The 15,012-nt window shown below is 39.4% G+C and carries 18 protein-coding genes and 1 other annotated feature; of the genes, 13 read left to right on the forward strand and 5 right to left on the reverse strand.

What is annotated here, in order from left to right:
• Positions 1-15: 15 nt before the first annotated feature.
• Positions 16-801, reverse strand: a complete 786-nt coding sequence (gatD, locus tag FQ204_RS00780; protein WP_144207397.1) for a lipid II isoglutaminyl synthase subunit GatD — start codon at positions 799-801, stop codon at positions 16-18.
• The gene (gene murT, locus FQ204_RS00785; protein WP_144207400.1) at positions 801-2,144 is read right to left on the reverse strand and encodes a lipid II isoglutaminyl synthase subunit MurT; all 1,344 of its coding nucleotides are present in this window, start codon (positions 2,142-2,144) and stop codon (positions 801-803) included. The genes gatD and murT overlap by 1 nt, the downstream gene beginning before the upstream one ends.
• Before the next feature lie 107 nt (positions 2,145-2,251).
• Between murT and cdaA the strand changes: the two genes are divergently transcribed.
• From cdaA to FQ204_RS00815, 6 genes are all read left to right on the forward strand, one after another.
• Positions 2,252-3,109 carry a diadenylate cyclase CdaA gene (gene cdaA, locus FQ204_RS00790; protein WP_144207403.1) on the forward strand — a complete coding sequence of 286 codons (858 nt, stop codon included), beginning with the start codon at positions 2,252-2,254 and terminating at the stop codon, positions 3,107-3,109.
• Positions 3,096-3,833, forward strand: a complete 738-nt coding sequence (locus FQ204_RS00795; protein ID WP_144207406.1) for a YbbR-like domain-containing protein — start codon at positions 3,096-3,098, stop codon at positions 3,831-3,833. Before cdaA ends, FQ204_RS00795 begins: the two co-directional genes overlap by 14 nt.
• A 23-nt stretch (positions 3,834-3,856) precedes the next feature.
• A complete protein-coding gene (gene glmM / locus FQ204_RS00800) occupies positions 3,857-5,209 on the forward strand; it encodes a phosphoglucosamine mutase (RefSeq protein WP_144207409.1) in 1,353 nt (450 codons plus the stop codon).
• 112 nt (positions 5,210-5,321) lie between these two features.
• Positions 5,322-5,972 carry a phosphoserine phosphatase SerB gene (gene serB / locus FQ204_RS00805; RefSeq protein ID WP_144207412.1) on the forward strand — a complete coding sequence of 217 codons (651 nt, stop codon included), beginning with the start codon at positions 5,322-5,324 and terminating at the stop codon, positions 5,970-5,972.
• Positions 5,973-5,975: 3 nt separating this feature from the next.
• Complete coding sequence (locus FQ204_RS00810; RefSeq protein ID WP_144207415.1) at positions 5,976-7,088, forward strand: glycerate kinase; 1,113 nt, start codon at positions 5,976-5,978, stop codon at positions 7,086-7,088.
• Between the two features lie 215 nt (positions 7,089-7,303).
• Positions 7,304-7,798, forward strand: a complete 495-nt coding sequence (locus tag FQ204_RS00815; RefSeq protein WP_144207418.1) for an EbsA family protein — start codon at positions 7,304-7,306, stop codon at positions 7,796-7,798.
• On the opposite strand, the gene FQ204_RS00820 is transcribed toward FQ204_RS00815, so the two are convergent.
• Positions 7,785-7,982 (reverse strand): ferredoxin, encoded by a 198-nt coding sequence (locus FQ204_RS00820; protein WP_313905177.1) that lies wholly within the window; start codon positions 7,980-7,982, stop codon positions 7,785-7,787. The genes FQ204_RS00815 and FQ204_RS00820 overlap by 14 nt on opposite strands.
• Positions 7,983-8,027: 45 nt before the next feature.
• Between FQ204_RS00820 and FQ204_RS00825 the strand changes: the two genes are divergently transcribed.
• The 7 genes from FQ204_RS00825 to FQ204_RS00855 all read left to right on the forward strand — a co-directional run bounded on the left by FQ204_RS00825 (position 8,028) and on the right by FQ204_RS00855 (position 12,641).
• Positions 8,028-8,480, forward strand: a complete 453-nt coding sequence (locus FQ204_RS00825) for an SAG1386/EF1546 family surface-associated protein (RefSeq protein ID WP_144207424.1) — start codon at positions 8,028-8,030, stop codon at positions 8,478-8,480.
• A 9-nt stretch (positions 8,481-8,489) separates the two neighbouring features.
• Entirely contained in the window at positions 8,490-9,167 is a 678-nt protein-coding gene (cmk, locus tag FQ204_RS00830; protein WP_144207427.1) for a (d)CMP kinase, read from the forward strand.
• A 26-nt stretch (positions 9,168-9,193) separates the two neighbouring features.
• Positions 9,194-9,323, forward strand: a sequence feature (ribosomal protein L20 leader region).
• A 15-nt stretch (positions 9,324-9,338) separates the two neighbouring features.
• Positions 9,339-9,869, forward strand: coding sequence for a translation initiation factor IF-3 (gene infC / locus FQ204_RS00835; protein WP_144207430.1), 531 nt, complete (start codon positions 9,339-9,341; stop codon positions 9,867-9,869).
• Positions 9,870-9,902: 33 nt separating this feature from the next.
• Complete coding sequence (gene rpmI, locus FQ204_RS00840) at positions 9,903-10,103, forward strand: 50S ribosomal protein L35 (protein ID WP_003034914.1); 201 nt, start codon at positions 9,903-9,905, stop codon at positions 10,101-10,103.
• A 46-nt stretch (positions 10,104-10,149) separates the two neighbouring features.
• Positions 10,150-10,509, forward strand: coding sequence for a 50S ribosomal protein L20 (gene rplT, locus FQ204_RS00845; RefSeq protein WP_000124836.1), 360 nt, complete (start codon positions 10,150-10,152; stop codon positions 10,507-10,509).
• 262 nt (positions 10,510-10,771) lie between these two features.
• Positions 10,772-11,158, forward strand: coding sequence for a VOC family protein (locus FQ204_RS00850; protein ID WP_144207705.1), 387 nt, complete (start codon positions 10,772-10,774; stop codon positions 11,156-11,158).
• A 118-nt stretch (positions 11,159-11,276) separates the two neighbouring features.
• Positions 11,277-12,641, forward strand: coding sequence for a polysaccharide deacetylase family protein (locus FQ204_RS00855; RefSeq protein WP_144207433.1), 1,365 nt, complete (start codon positions 11,277-11,279; stop codon positions 12,639-12,641).
• A gap of 252 nt (positions 12,642-12,893) precedes the next feature.
• Here the strand turns inward: FQ204_RS00855 and FQ204_RS00860 are convergent, their stop codons facing one another.
• Positions 12,894-13,982, reverse strand: coding sequence for a DEAD/DEAH box helicase (locus FQ204_RS00860; RefSeq protein WP_186286794.1), 1,089 nt, complete (start codon positions 13,980-13,982; stop codon positions 12,894-12,896).
• The gene (locus FQ204_RS00865; protein ID WP_144207439.1) at positions 13,966-14,955 is read right to left on the reverse strand and encodes a Gfo/Idh/MocA family protein; all 990 of its coding nucleotides are present in this window, start codon (positions 14,953-14,955) and stop codon (positions 13,966-13,968) included. Before FQ204_RS00865 ends, FQ204_RS00860 begins: the two co-directional genes overlap by 17 nt.
• Between the last annotated feature and the right edge of the window lie 57 nt (positions 14,956-15,012).

Raw genomic sequence — 15,012 nt, forward strand, 5'->3', positions numbered from 1 at the left:
TCTCATTTTATACCCCTATTCAAACTCTACCTTGCTCTTGACGTCACCGTATTCTTCTGGGACTTCTTGAGCTAGAATGTCCTCGTAGTTGGCGAGTGGAGTATCTTGGCCATATTTATTCTTCAGGGCAGTTGTCACTAAGCGGTAAGCTAGATTGGCATTGCGGGATAGGATAGGACCGTGGAAGTAAGAGCCAAAGACATTCTTGTAGTGTACGCCTTCGCTTTGGTCTTCCTTGTTGTTTCCATTCCCATAAATAATTCTGCCGAGCGGTTTTTCATCTTCAGATAGGAATGTCCGTCCTTGGTGATTTTCAAAACCATAGTAGGTTTCGTCAAATTCATCATTGTGAATCTTGATGTCGCCAATGTAGCGGTTATTTTTTTGATTGAGAGTATAATGTCCCATAATTCCAAGTCCCTCAATCCGCCGACCAGAAGCTTCGATGTAGTATTGACCTAGAAGCTGAAAGCCACCACAAATAGCTAGCACTACGCCGTTATAATTGATAAATTCTTCCAAGCTATCTTTTTTTGCAGGCAGATCTCGTGCCACAATGGTCTGCTCATAGTCTTGCCCTCCGCCGAAAAATGCCAAATCATAGTAATCTTTATCAAACTCATCTTCAAGTGAGACAATATCAACTTGAACGCGAGCGCCTAGTTTTTCAGCTACATATTTGAGCATGAGAATATTGCCATTGTCGCCGTAGGTATTCATGAGATTGCCATAGAGATGAGCAATCTTCAAATCATAAGTATAATCCCGATTTTCAGGAGAAGTTAGTGATGTATAAACCATTAGTTCATCTCCTTTCTGACGACTTGGTGAGAAGCAAGCAATTCGCGGAATTCTAGCATGGCTGTATAAGTAGCTAGGATATAGGCATGCTTGGTTTCTTGGTTTTTAATTTCTTCAAAGACTTGACTCAAATCAGCTACTTCACTGATTTGTTCAGCATTATAGCCAGTAACTCGCAAGCGGCGAGCAATCTCAGAATGGCGAACTCCGCCAGCAATCATATGCGGGACATCCATGTTTAAAATCTGCTCAAAATCTGCGTCCCAAATCCAACTCGTGTCGATACCGTCCGCATAGTTAGCGTTGAGCAAAACGGACAAGCTAAATGGATAAGGAGCGAGCTTAATCATTTCTAGAGCTTGCGTGGCTCCAACAGGGTTTTTAATGAGAACCAGCGTGCACTCTTTGTCTCCAATCTTGAAAGTTTCTTGACGTCCGAAAACGGCTCTGCTCTTGTCAAAACCAGTCTTGATAGTCGTTGGATCAACTCCAAAGAATTGAGCAACGGAAACGGCAGCTAAAGCATTGTAGATATTGTAGAGACCACCGATGTTGATGTGATAGCTTTGACCGTCAATGACAAATTCTGAACTGTTGTGATGAAGGTTGGTCAATTGGGTCAGTTTGTAGTCTAATTCAGGACGTTTAAAATCACAGTGCTCACAAATATAATCGCCTAGATTAGCATAAGTATTGAGCTTGTATTTTAGAATGTGCTGACATTTAGGACAGAGAATACCCTCCGTATTGTAATGAGCTAGCTGTGGCTCTCCTTTTTCGGTATCAAAACCATAATATTGGACCGGATTTTTGAGAGTAACAGAGTTAAACAGCGGACTGTCTCCATTTAGCAAGACGGTTGCCGTAGGAACCTTTTGAGCAGCATCCAAAATCATTTGGTAGGTCGTGTAAATCTCCCCGTAACGATCCATTTGGTCGCGGAAAATATTGGTAAAGACAAAAAGGCTCGGTTTAATGTAGTCGCAAATGCGTGAGAGACTAGCTTCATCGATTTCCAGTACAGCGATATTTTTACCAGATTTCTCTTTTTTAGCGGTCAGAAAAGTCGTCGCAATCCCGCTAATCATATTGGCTCCGCTGGGATTGGTCACAACCTCGCCAAAAGCCTCTTTGAGGATTCCAACTGTAAGAGCAGTGGTCAGGGTTTTCCCGTTTGTCCCTGTAATCACTACAACTTCGTAATCACGAGCGAGTGTGTTTAAAATGTCGTTGTCAAATTTCAGAGCAAGCTTTCCGGGCAAGGTCGATCCGCGTCCCAATTTGCTTAGAACAAAATGGGAGGATTTCCCTGCAAGTTTGCCAAATAATGTATTTATCTTCATAAGAAATATTTTATCATAAAAAAGTAAAGAAGGTTACAGAAAAATATTTTGAAAAGTGATATAATAGTCAAGAACGTTTTTAGGTTGAGAAAGAGAGGACACTGAAAATGAATTTTCAGCAATTGTCCAATCTCCAATATTGGTCTAGTTTATTTTCTAGCCCTTGGAGTATTGTCATCAATATTATAGATATTGCACTGGTCGCTTGGATTTTATTTTATTTTACAAAAGCAATTGCTGGCACTAAAATTATGATTCTCGTTCGAGGAGTTTTAATGTTTGTGCTGGCTCAGATTCTTGCCAATGCAATTGGTTTAACAACGGTTTCTTGGTTAATCAATCAAGTCATTACCTATGGAGTTATTGCGGCTGTTGTGATTTTTACACCTGAGATTCGTACAGGCCTGGAAAGGCTGGGGCGAGCAACAGATTTGTTTTCGACAGCACCGATTAGCTCAGAGGAAAAAATGGTGCAAGCATTTGTCAAAGCGGTGGATTATATGAGTCCTCGGAAAATTGGAGCTCTCGTTGCTATCCAGGGAAGTAGAACCTTGCAAGAATACATTGCCACAGGGATTCCTTTAGATGCTGATGTGTCAGGTGAGTTGTTAATCAACATTTTTATTCCAAATACACCGCTGCATGACGGAGCTGTCATTGTAAGAGACAATAAAATAGCCGTTTCTTGCGCTTATCTTCCTCTTACAGAAAACACAGGGATTTCCAAAGAATTCGGAACGCGCCACCGTGCAGCAATCGGTCTTTCAGAAGTGTCAGACGCTCTTACTTTTGTAGTTTCGGAGGAAACGGGAGGGATTTCAATCACACATAACGGAGTTTTCAAACACGATTTGACCTTAGAAGAATTTGAAGCAGAATTGCGAAAAGTGCTGATTTCAGATGAACAACCAAAATCACCATTTAGAAATCGTGTGCTAGGAGGTCGGAAACATGAAAAATCGTAAGCAGATTTGGTATATCGTTTCTTCCATCTTTTTTGCTGCTGTTTTATTTATTTATGCAACAACGACAAATTATCAAAATAATTCAAGTGCTAGACAAACTACGTCTGAAACGTACACTAATACCTTGCCTAGTGTTCCAATTGACATTAAATACGATAGTGAAAAGTATTTTATTAGTGGGTTTTCATCTGAAGTGTCAGTGGTGTTAACGGGTTCTAATCGTGTGACACTTGCTAGTGAAATGCAGGAAAGTACACGAAAGTTTAAAGTTGTGGCAGATTTGACAAAAGCGACAGAAGGAACGAGAGAGGTACCTTTAGCTATTAAAAATTTACCAAGTGGATTGACTGCAACTGTCACGCCAGCTAAGATTACGGTGAAAGTTGGTAAGAAGGCAAGTAAGTCATTTGAAGTTAAAACGACCATTAGTTCAGCTCAGTTAGCAAATGGTTTGACAGTTGATCGTGTGACTGTTGGTGATAATAAAGTGACAGTGACAAGTGATGAAGATACGTTAGATAAAGTTGACCATGTAGAAGCGATTGTCCCAACAAGTGAGAAGATTTATGGAAATTATACAGGGAATGCTTCACTTCAAGCAGTTGATGCTAGTGGTACCGTATTGCCAAGCGTCATTACACCTTATGAAACATCTATAAAAATTACTGTAAAATCAGCAAATACATCAAGTTCGTCTTCAAGTTCGACAAACTCATCCAATTAAAAGAATTGAAAGGATTTTAGAAAATGGGAAAATATTTCGGAACGGACGGAGTTCGTGGAGAAGCAAATGTGGAGTTGACACCAGAATTAGCGTTTAAATTAGGGCGTTTTGGCGGTTATGTATTGAGCCAGCATGAGAAAGATGTACCTCGTGTCTTTGTAGGGCGTGATACACGTATTTCAGGAGAAATGCTGGAAAGTGCTTTAGTAGCTGGGCTTCTGTCTGTTGGGATTCGTGTTTATAAGCTTGGAGTTATTGCGACACCAGGTGTAGCTTATCTGGTAAAATCTGAGAAAGCAAGTGCGGGTGTTATGATTTCAGCTAGTCACAATCCTGCACTTGATAACGGTATTAAATTCTTTGGTGGCGACGGCTATAAATTGGATGATGAGCGTGAATTGGAAATTGAAGCTCTTCTTGATGCCAAAGAAGACGATTTACCGCGCCCAAGTGCGGAAGGTTTAGGAACTCTTATGGACTATCCAGAAGGATTGCGCAAATATCAACAATATCTCGTGTCCACTGGTCTTGATTTAGACGGAATGAAAGTTGCCCTTGATACAGCAAATGGTGCTGCTTCAACGAGTGCTCGTCAGGTATTTGCGGATTTGGGAGCTAGATTAACAGTCATCGGGGAAAATCCAGACGGACTGAATATCAACTTAAATGTCGGTTCTACACATCCTGAAAAATTGCAAGGTACAGTCTGTGAATCAGGATCGGCACTTGGTCTGGCATTTGACGGCGATAGCGATCGCTTGATTGCAGTTGATGAGAACGGTGAGATTGTCGATGGCGATAAAATCATGTATATCATTGGGAAATACCTCTCTGAAAAAGGTTTGCTTGCTCAAAATACAATCGTAACAACCGTTATGTCAAATCTTGGTTTCCATAAGGCTTTGGATCGCGAAGGCATTAACAAGGTGATTACAGCTGTTGGTGACCGCTATGTTGTAGAAGAAATGCGCAAATCTGGTTACAATCTTGGTGGTGAGCAATCTGGTCACGTGATTATCATGGATTATAATACGACGGGTGACGGTCAGCTGACAGCCGTTCAATTGACAAAAGTGATGAAAGAAACAGGTAAGCCTTTGTCTGAATTAGCGTCAGAAGTAACAATTTATCCACAAAAATTGGTCAATATCCGTGTTGAAAACAGCATGAAGGACAAGGCCATGGAAGTGCCTGCTATTAAAGCGGTGATTGAAAAAATGGAGACAGAGATGGCTGGCAATGGTCGCATTCTTGTTCGTCCAAGTGGAACAGAGCCACTTTTACGAGTCATGGCAGAAGCACCAAGCCATGAGGAAGTAGATTACTATGTCGATACAATTGCAGATATTGTGCGTGCTGAAATCGGTATTGAATAAAACAAAAAGCTCTTGTTTGTATAACAAACAAGAGCTTTTCTTTGTCTTTATATAGCAACTTGTTTTGTCAATCAATTTTTTATATAATACAAGCAATATATGAGGTGATGATGTGAAAACAAGAGGGCTATTGGTAATGGATGTGGACAGTACCTTGATTAGAGAAGAAGGAATTGATTTGCTAGGTGCTGCAGCGGGAGTTGGTGAACAAGTCGCAGCTATTACAGAACGGGCTATGCGAGGGGAATATGATTTTGAGACGGCTTTGCTAGAACGTGTGAACTTGCTCAAAGGACTTCCTGAAACAATTTTTAAACGAGTTTCTAAGAAAATTCATTTTACAAAAGGAGCTCAGCAATTGATAAAGGATATGCATCAGCGTGGATACAAGGTTGGCATTGTATCAGGCGGTTTTCATGAAATGGTAGACGAATTAGCCGCGAAATTGAACGTAGATTACGTAAAAGCTAATCGTTTAGAAGTGAAAGATGGTAAGCTAACCGGCAGGGTTTTAGGAACAATTGTCACAAAAGAAGTCAAAAAAGCAATGTTAAAGCAGTGGGCAGAGGAAAATAACTTGACTCTGGCTCAAACTATTGCTGTAGGAGACGGTGCCAATGACCTCCCGATGATATTGACGGCAGGAATCGGGATTGCTTTTAACGCCAAGCCTCTTGTGAGAGAGCAAGCGCCGTATCAAATCAATCAAACGGACTTGTATCAGGTCATAAAACTTTTGGAAGAGATAGAAAGTGAGGACTAAGCCATGCATATTTTAATTGCACCGGATTCTTTTAAGGAAAGTTTATCAGCTCAAAGTGTTGCAGAGGCAATAAAAGCAGGTTTTTCCAAGGCACTCCCTGAAGCGACATTTGACTTGCTACCGATTGGAGATGGTGGTGAAGGAACGATGACAGCTTTGATTGCAGCCTTGCAGTTAGACACTTATACTCACATCGTAACGGGGCCTTTCGGAGAACCTGTTTCGATGAAATATGCTCGAAAAGCCGATATCGCGCTCTTTGAAATGGCTGATTTGGTTGGTTTAGCCTCTATTTCACCAGAAAAAAGAAATCCTCTGACCCTTGATACCAGAGGATTGGGAGAGTTAATTTTGTATCTAGCCAAGGAAGGTGTGCGGCAAATTTATATTGGCGTAGGGGGCTCTGCTACCAATGATGGTGGAATTGGAATGGCAGCTGGACTGGGTTATGAATTTTTTGATAAAGACAATCACCTGCTCCAAGCAAAGGGTATCTCTTTAGACCGTGTGGCTCGTATTTCAGCTGATAATGTTCCTGCAATTTTGGAAAATCTGGACATTCAAATTTTGACAGATGTCACAAATCCTCTCTGTGGTGAAAACGGCGCCACATACGTCTTTGGAGGACAAAAAGGTTTGCCCGCTCTGCTATTTTCTCAAGTGGATCAGGCAATGGCGATATTTTATAAACAGGCTAATCCAACAATTTTTTCGCTAGCTGGTGCAGGTGCTGGAGGAGGAATGGCAGCTGGTCTGGTGACATTTGCGCATGGAAAAATCGTTTCAGGAATTGACACTTGTCTTAACTTGCTTGATTTTGATAATCGTGTCAAAAAAGCTGATTTAGTCATCGTGGGTGAAGGACGAATGGATCAACAAAGTCTGGCAGGCAAAGCTCCGATTGGAGTGGCAAGAAAAACACCAAAAAATCTCCCCGTTATTGCTATTTGTGGTAGTTTAAGTGATGACTTACCTGATTTTCCAGTAGAAAATATTCAAGCTGCTTTTCCAATCATTTCTCAAGTTGAACCTTTCGCTACCACCCTAGCAAAGGCAGAAGAAAATCTCATCCGAACAGCTCAAAATATTGGAAATCTATTAAAAATGAAAATATAAGATTTAACTCTATCGGCTGAATATTGAGAAAGTAGAAGTTGAGCTACTTACAATTTAGTTGAGATACTTATCTCTATCACATCTGCCATTTTCGACTAATCTAATAAGGGATTGGAGCTAGTATTCTTTCACTTCCTTAATTTTTTCTTTTGTCGTTCAATCTCACTCCCATTTTTCTTTTTTTTATGATAAACTATATAAGAGGAGGTGTAGATATGATAAAGATTTTTGGTCAATTGCGCTATCATTGGCAACCAGATCTTTCTCTTCTAATCATTTATTGGTCTTTATCGGTTATTCCGATTTTTATAGGTTTTGCATTTTTATTTGAGAGTACCGAAGTTCCGTTTTTAGTCCTGTTCTCTTTCTTTTTGTTTATGGTATTATTGGGAATTGGTGTGCATAGATATTTTACGATATATGACGATGGGACTTTAAGAATCATAACGGCGAATCCATTTACACCTTCAAAGATAGAAATTTCAACAATTCGTAAGGTAGAGGTAACAAAGACCTCTATTACCCTCTTCTTTGACGGCAAAGAAAAAGGCCGTACGTTTTGTATGCGTAAGTGGCCCAAGAAGTATTTTGTGAACGCTTTGGCTTTGAATGACCATTTTAAAGGGGAAGTTGAACTAATGGACAACTTAACCCATGTAGACTATTTTGAAATCTATTATGCTCATCCTAAAAAAACTAATCCTTCATAAGAGCTTTTGTAGGACAGTTTTTGATAGCTTCAATAACATCAGGTGTTTCAGGAACTTCTTTTTCCAGAAGTTCATCATCTTGATAAAATTTGACAATGCCATTGTCATGGTAGTCAAATAGGTCAGAATAGGTTTGGCAAAGCCCGCAAGCAATGCACCGTTCGGGAATGAGTGTAACTTTCATACTCATATTGTAATCGGAATTTGAAAAAAATACAAGGAGGAAGTCATGGCAAAGGAACCATGGGAAGAAGATATTTACGACAAGGGAGAAAAAGAATTGACAAGAAGTAAAAAAACGAACGATGTAGTAGCTAATCGTGTGTTAACAATTTTAGCGGTTATTTTTTTCATCATGGTGATTGCAATCGTAGGAATGATGGTTTATTTATCAACTGGTGGAAGCAGTAAGAAGGCAGCAACAGAGGGCTTTTATAATGCTGCAAAAACAGCTAAGACATCAAGTGAAAGTGCTAGCGTTCCGGCTTCTTCTGAAACAGCAAGTGATAGCAGTCAAACGCAATCATCTGAAGGAACGATTACCGTTCAGCCTGGAGAAGGAGAGGCTTCTATTGCTGCGCGTGCGGGAATTTCAATCGCTGAATTGGAGCGTTTAAATCCTTCTCACATGACGACAGGTGCTTGGTATGCTAATCCAGGCGATGTGGTGAAAATTCGATAGGAGTGCCGAATGAAACAGATTCAAATTGCTATTGACGGTCCGGCTTCAAGTGGAAAGTCAACGGTTGCCAAGATTATTGCAAAAGATTTCGACTACACTTACTTGGATACGGGCGCTATGTATCGTGCAGCGACTTACTTAGCTTTAAAAAATGATTTATCAGCAGAAAAATGCTCTGATATTGTTACGTTATTAGATACTTATCCGGTTAGTTTTGGGCGTGATAAAAATGGGGAGCAGCTTGTTTTTGTCGGAGATGTAGATGTGACACATCCAATTCGAGAAAACGAAGTGACTAATAATGTTTCTTGGGTGTCTGCAATTCCAGAAGTGCGAGAAAAATTGGTTGATTTACAGCGAAAAATTGCTGATCAAGGCGGTATCGTCATGGATGGTCGTGATATTGGAACGGTTGTATTGCCTCATGCAGAATTAAAAATTTTCCTCGTAGCCTCAGTTGAGGAAAGAGCACAGCGCCGTTATAAAGAAAATCTTGAAAAAGGCATTCCAACGGATTTGGAAACTTTGAAAAAAGAAATTGCAGAACGGGACTATAAAGACAGTCACAGAGCGGTTTCTCCTTTAAAACCAGCAGCTGACGCCATTCATTTTGACACAACGGGTGTAGGAATTGCTGAAGTTGTGGCTTTTATCGAAGAAAAAGCTAAAAAAATCCTTGACAAATAATCTGAAACTTGTTATCATATAAAAGTTGAGAAAAGCAGAAGTGAGAGCTTCTCGCCTTGCGACTAACGTTGTCTGGCTCTACGGATTAAGTTTCAGAAATGAAATACTATCATGTAGTGCGGGCTTGCGTTAGCAAGTCCGCTCTTGTTTTTCTCTAAAAATAAAAAAGAGGTGAAAACCATAGCAAAACAAGACTTATTCATCAATGATGAAATTCGTGTGCGTGAAGTTCGTTTGATCGGTCTTGATGGTGAGCAATTAGGCATTAAACCACTTAGCGAAGCGCAAGCAATTGCTGACGATGCAAATGTGGACCTTGTTCTGATTCAACCACAAGCTAAACCGCCTGTTGCGAAAATTATGGACTATGGAAAGTTCAAATTTGAGTATCAGAAAAAACAAAAAGAACAACGCAAAAAACAAAGTGTTGTTACCGTGAAAGAAGTTCGTCTCAGTCCAACGATTGACAAAGGTGACTTTGATACAAAACTTCGCAACGCACGCAAGTTCCTTGAAAAAGGAAATAAAGTGAAGGTTTCTATTCGCTTTAAAGGGCGGATGATTACTCACAAAGAAATCGGAGCTAAAGTATTAGCCGACCTTGCTCAAGCAACGCAAGACATTGCGATTATTGAACAAAGAGCTAAAATGGATGGACGTCAAATGTTCATGCAATTAGCACCAATCCCTGACAAAAAGTAATCTGTCAGAAGTTAGAAAAAGGAGAAAAATATCATGCCAAAACAAAAAACACACCGCGCATCAGCTAAACGTTTCAAACGTACAGGTTCTGGTGGCTTGAAACGTTTCCGTGCTTACACTTCTCACCGTTTCCACGGAAAAACTAAAAAACAACGTCGTCATCTTCGTAAAGCAGCAATGGTATCTGCAGGAGATTTCAAACGTATCAAAGCAATGCTGACAGGTCTTAAATAAGAGATTTTGTAGTAGATTATTCTAGGAAATATTGGAGGAAATATAAATGGCACGTGTTAAAGGTGGCGTTGTATCACGCAAACGTCGTAAACGTATTTTAAAATTAGCTAAAGGTTACTATGGTGCAAAACACATCTTGTTCCGTACTGCAAAAGAACAAGTAATGAACTCTTACTACTATGCATACCGTGACCGTCGTCAAAAGAAACGTGATTTCCGCAAATTGTGGATTACTCGTATCAATGCGGCAGCTCGTATGAATGGTTTGTCATACTCACAATTGATGCACGGTTTGAAATTGGCTGAAATTGAAGTAAACCGTAAAATGCTTGCTGACTTGGCTGTTAATGATGCAGTAGCTTTCACAGCTCTTGCAGATGCAGCTAAAGCAAAATTAGGTAAATAATAAAAAAGGGGCTGGGACGATGTTTCCAGCCTTAAATCATACTGTGTCATAAAACAAGGATGCAGTGGTTGATTGTTCAAAGTATAGCTTTGCAGTTGCAAGATAGAATTTGCGAAACAAGTCTCAAGACTGTTCGTTTTTCAAATTCAGCAACTTTACAGGAGTGGGATGGAACTAAATGCTATCTCACTCCTTATTTTTTAGCTAAAACTGGAGAAAATTCGTGATTTAGGATATAATGGAATAAATGAAGGAGGACATGATGGCTTCTAAAATGTTGCATACATGCTTGCGAGTAGAGAATTTGGAACAATCTATTGCATTTTATGCAGATGCATTTGGATTTAAAGAATTACGGCGCAAGGATTTCCCAGAACATCAATTTACAATTGTTTATTTGGGGCTTGAAGGTGATGAGTATGAGTTAGAATTGACTTATAACTATGACCACGGACCTTATGTTATTGGAGATGGTTTTGCTCATGTGGCTTTGAGTACGCCTGATTTGCTGATGTTGCATGCTGAACATACGGCTAAAGGTTATGACGTCACCCAACCAAATGGGCTTCCTGGAACAAAGCCAAATTATTACTTTATTAAGGATCCAGACGGTTATAAAGTTGAAGTTATACAAGAAAAGACTCTCTAAGTTTTAGCATTTGAAAAATGAAAGGCTTGAAAAAATGATTACGTTTTTAGCCTTTTTTGTTAGGTGAAATATTTTTTAAAGCGAAGTTCATAAAGGTATGTCTAAGAAAGGTCGTGGAGTGAAAAAAATAGTTCTCATTGTGCTGAATATCACCTTTTTAAGTATTATTATTTTTGGTAGTTTTCAGATTAGAAAATTATTGCAAGAGAGAAAATTAAACCATCAAATTGCCCAAATTCTAAAAAAGGCAGACAAAACATATAATCAAAATTCAGTACGGAAACAGGTAGGTCGTGCAGGAAGTCGGTTTATTACATCTTATTATCCACTAACAGAAAATAAGCAAGATATTGACCTTGTTAAAGAGAAAATCAATGCAGATATTCGAAAATTTTCCAATAAAAAGAGTCAGAATCTTGAGATTGATAGGTTAGTTTTTTATATTAGCCAACTAACTGCGACAGATTTTTCTGGAGTTAAGAAGATTGCTATTAAGAGAATTTCTTATCCAGTGATGACAACGAAAGTTGGAGATACTAAAGAGGATTTCCTTGATTTTGTTTATATATCATCTGATAACAAAGCGTTCAACTTAAATCGACTTTTTAAAAATGTTGAGCAAGCCAAAAAGATATTGTTAGAAGAAATTCAGCAGAAGATTACCATGTACAGTAAAGCGGAGGGGCAGAAGATTCTGCAGGAATTTCAAGCAAAGGACATCTCCCAATGGACTTTTAGCTATGAAAAGGGAAAACTCAGCCTATTTTATAAAAATGATGGGAAAGATTCAAAGGTAGAAGTTTCATTGTCAGCATTGTATGAGGTGATTGATGAGCATTATTTAATGGGAGAGGAGTTAGCAATTTATCAGTCTTATCAAGCTAAAAAACATCAAAAATTGGTTGCCTTAACTTTTGACGATGGTCCGAATGCAGCAACAACACCGCAGGCTTTGGATATTTTGTCAAAATATCATGTCAAAGGAACTTTCTTCATGCTGGGAAAAAATGTAGCTGGAAACGAACAACTTGTCAAACGTGTTCATGATGAGGGACACGAGATTGGTAATCACAGTTGGAGTCATCCCCAGTTACCAATTCTTTCTCTTGAGCAGGCGAAAAAACAGATTGCAGATACACAAGTAGCTCTTCGAGCTGTTATTGGAGAAAGTCCCAAATTGATGCGTCCACCTTATGGAGCAATCAATGACACAATCCGAAATGCTATTGATATGTCTTTTATTATGTGGAATGTGGATAGTTTGGATTGGAAAAATCGCAATACAATGTCAATCATGCAGCAAGTTAAAAAACAAACGGCTGCAGGTTCTATTATTTTAATGCATGATATTCATCAAACGACTATCAATGCTTTGCCAAGTGTGATTGAGTATTTGCAAAAGAATGGTTATACTTTTGTGACTGTAAGTGAGCTATTGCATCACCAACTGGAGGTACATCGACTATATTATGGGGCAGATTAGCTAGAAAAAAAGGGGAGTGAGACAGAACTCATCTTAAAAATGTTAAGATCGTAGTCTCACTCCCGCAAGGTTGCTCAACAGTCTCTTAGACTGTTGAGGTGGTAGATAAGGAAAACTCAGCTTTCGTCAAAAGTACTCTTCAGAGCGTGAAAAGCGAACAGCTTTGAGCAATCAGCAACTGCTTCCTTGGTTTATGATACTATAACTTTAAAGCTGGAGACTTTCGTTCCAGCTTCTTTTTCTATGCTCTTTTTATTTCACATAAAGTTCACGATCTTTTAAGATAATTTCTTGAACGTGGGCATATTTTTTTAGTGTTTTTAATTCTTCTGGGTGGCTGATGAATGTAATGACATAGCCTTCTTTGCCCATACGACCAGTCCGTCCGGCGCGGTGTGTATAGGTTTCAAGGTCGCGAGGTAAGTCGTAGTTGATGACGCATTCGAGAGAATCAATGTCAATTCCTCTAGCTACTAAGTCAGTAGCAAGTAAGAGTGTAAGTTCGTCGTTTTTAAATTGCTCCAAGATAATCTTACGGAATTTAATGTTGACATCACTAGCTAAGGACACAGCCTGAATGTGACGATATTGCAACTTTTCTTCAGCACTTCCTAAGTCCGAGAGGGCATTGAAAAAGACAAGCCCACGAAATTCTGAGACTTGAGCCAGCTTTCGCAAGTATTCAACTTTGTCGCGCTGTTTGACCTGCATATAAAAATGCCGAATATTATCAAGTTGTTGATTTTCTGTTTTGATTTGGATTGTATTTTCAGCAAGCTTGTCTTGGTCAAACTTAGCAGTCGCACTCATGTAAATCAATTGATGCTCACGAGGTACATAGTGCAGAATCTGCTGGATAAAATGATATTGCGAATCGCTAAGCAGTTGATCAAATTCGTCCAGAATGATTGTATCGACATTCATCATTTTGATTTTTTTTAGTTTGATGAGTTCAAAAATGCGTCCTGGTGTCCCGATGAGAATTTCAGGACCTTTTTTTAACCGTTCAATTTGTCGTTTTTGGCTGGATCCAGATAGAAAGAGTTGAGCCGTTAAGCCAAGTAGTTCCGCCCACGTTTTGGTGACATCAAAAATTTGTCCAGCTAGCTCAGTGTTGGGAGCTAAGATAAGTAATTGCTGGGATTTCTTAGGTTTTAGTTTTAGAAGGCTAGGAAAAAGGTAGGCAAGTGTTTTTCCAGTTCCGGTAGGGCTTATCCCAAGGACATTTTCACCCTCTATAATAGGTTGAAAGAGTTGTTCTTGAATGGGAGTTAACTGCTCAAAGCCAAGTTTGGTGAGTTGGTCTTGCCAACTTTGGGGAAAATTAGTTGTTATCATCATCAGCCTCAAATCTAATACCAGCATCTTGTCGCATGCTAAACAGAGCTTTATGCACGGCGGCAGCAGCGTCTAGCCAATTTTGGTAAACTTCTTGTTTTATTTCACCGCTCAATACTTGAGCGAATCGTTTGGCTTCTTCTGCCATGGTGTGAGAAGAGCGCGCAATTTCAAGAGTCTTTTTCTCCTTATTTAAATCTTGAAAAACAGCCGAAGTGATAAATTCAATCGAATTTAGGGTCAGTGTACCGTCTGTTGTGTAAATTTCAGCAGGGAGAAAACTATTGATATTTTTTCCGGTTTGGATAGTCACCTGAAATGCTGGATAGAGTAAGCTTCCTACTCCGTTTAAATCAACACTATTTGGTAACTGCTGAGCGGTGTAATAGGCATTTTCTGGTACTCCAAAAAGTCGGATGGCAGCATAGACAGGATAAATACCTAAGTCCATTAGAGCACCGCCTGAAAACTTAGCAGAAAAGACATTTGGCTCTTGTCCAGCCAACAGCGCTGGCATTTTGGAAGAATACTTCGCATAGGTGAAATGCGCTCCAAGAACCGTTTTGTTTTTGAGAAACTCTGAAATGACGTCAAATGATTGCTCATGATAGTTTCGAGCTGCTTCAAAAATATGCACATGTTGTTCTTGAGCCCATGCTACCAATTCAGCCCATTCTTCTGGGCGTGAAACAGCAGGCTTTTCCACAATCACATGTTTGCCAGCTAAAACAGCTGCTTTTGCTTGTGGGAAATGCAGAGAATTGGGGCTTGCAATATAAATAATGTCTATATCACTAGTTAAAAAATCAGCCATATCTGTGTAACAATCTACATTTTCATAATGACTGGCAAATGCTTGAGCTGTTTGTATCGACCGTGAATATACCGTAGTCAATTGATACTCTTTTGTCGAATGAGCAGCCTTGACAAATTGGTGAACAATGTCGCCTGTTCCAATCGTTCCGAGTTTTAACATCGTTTTCTCCTTATTTTTTTGTCTTGTCATTTATTTTAATTTACCTCTTTCATTATA

The sequence above is a fragment of the Streptococcus constellatus genome (assembly GCF_902167705.1).
Taxonomy (GTDB): Bacteria; Bacillota; Bacilli; order Lactobacillales; family Streptococcaceae; genus Streptococcus; species Streptococcus constellatus_A.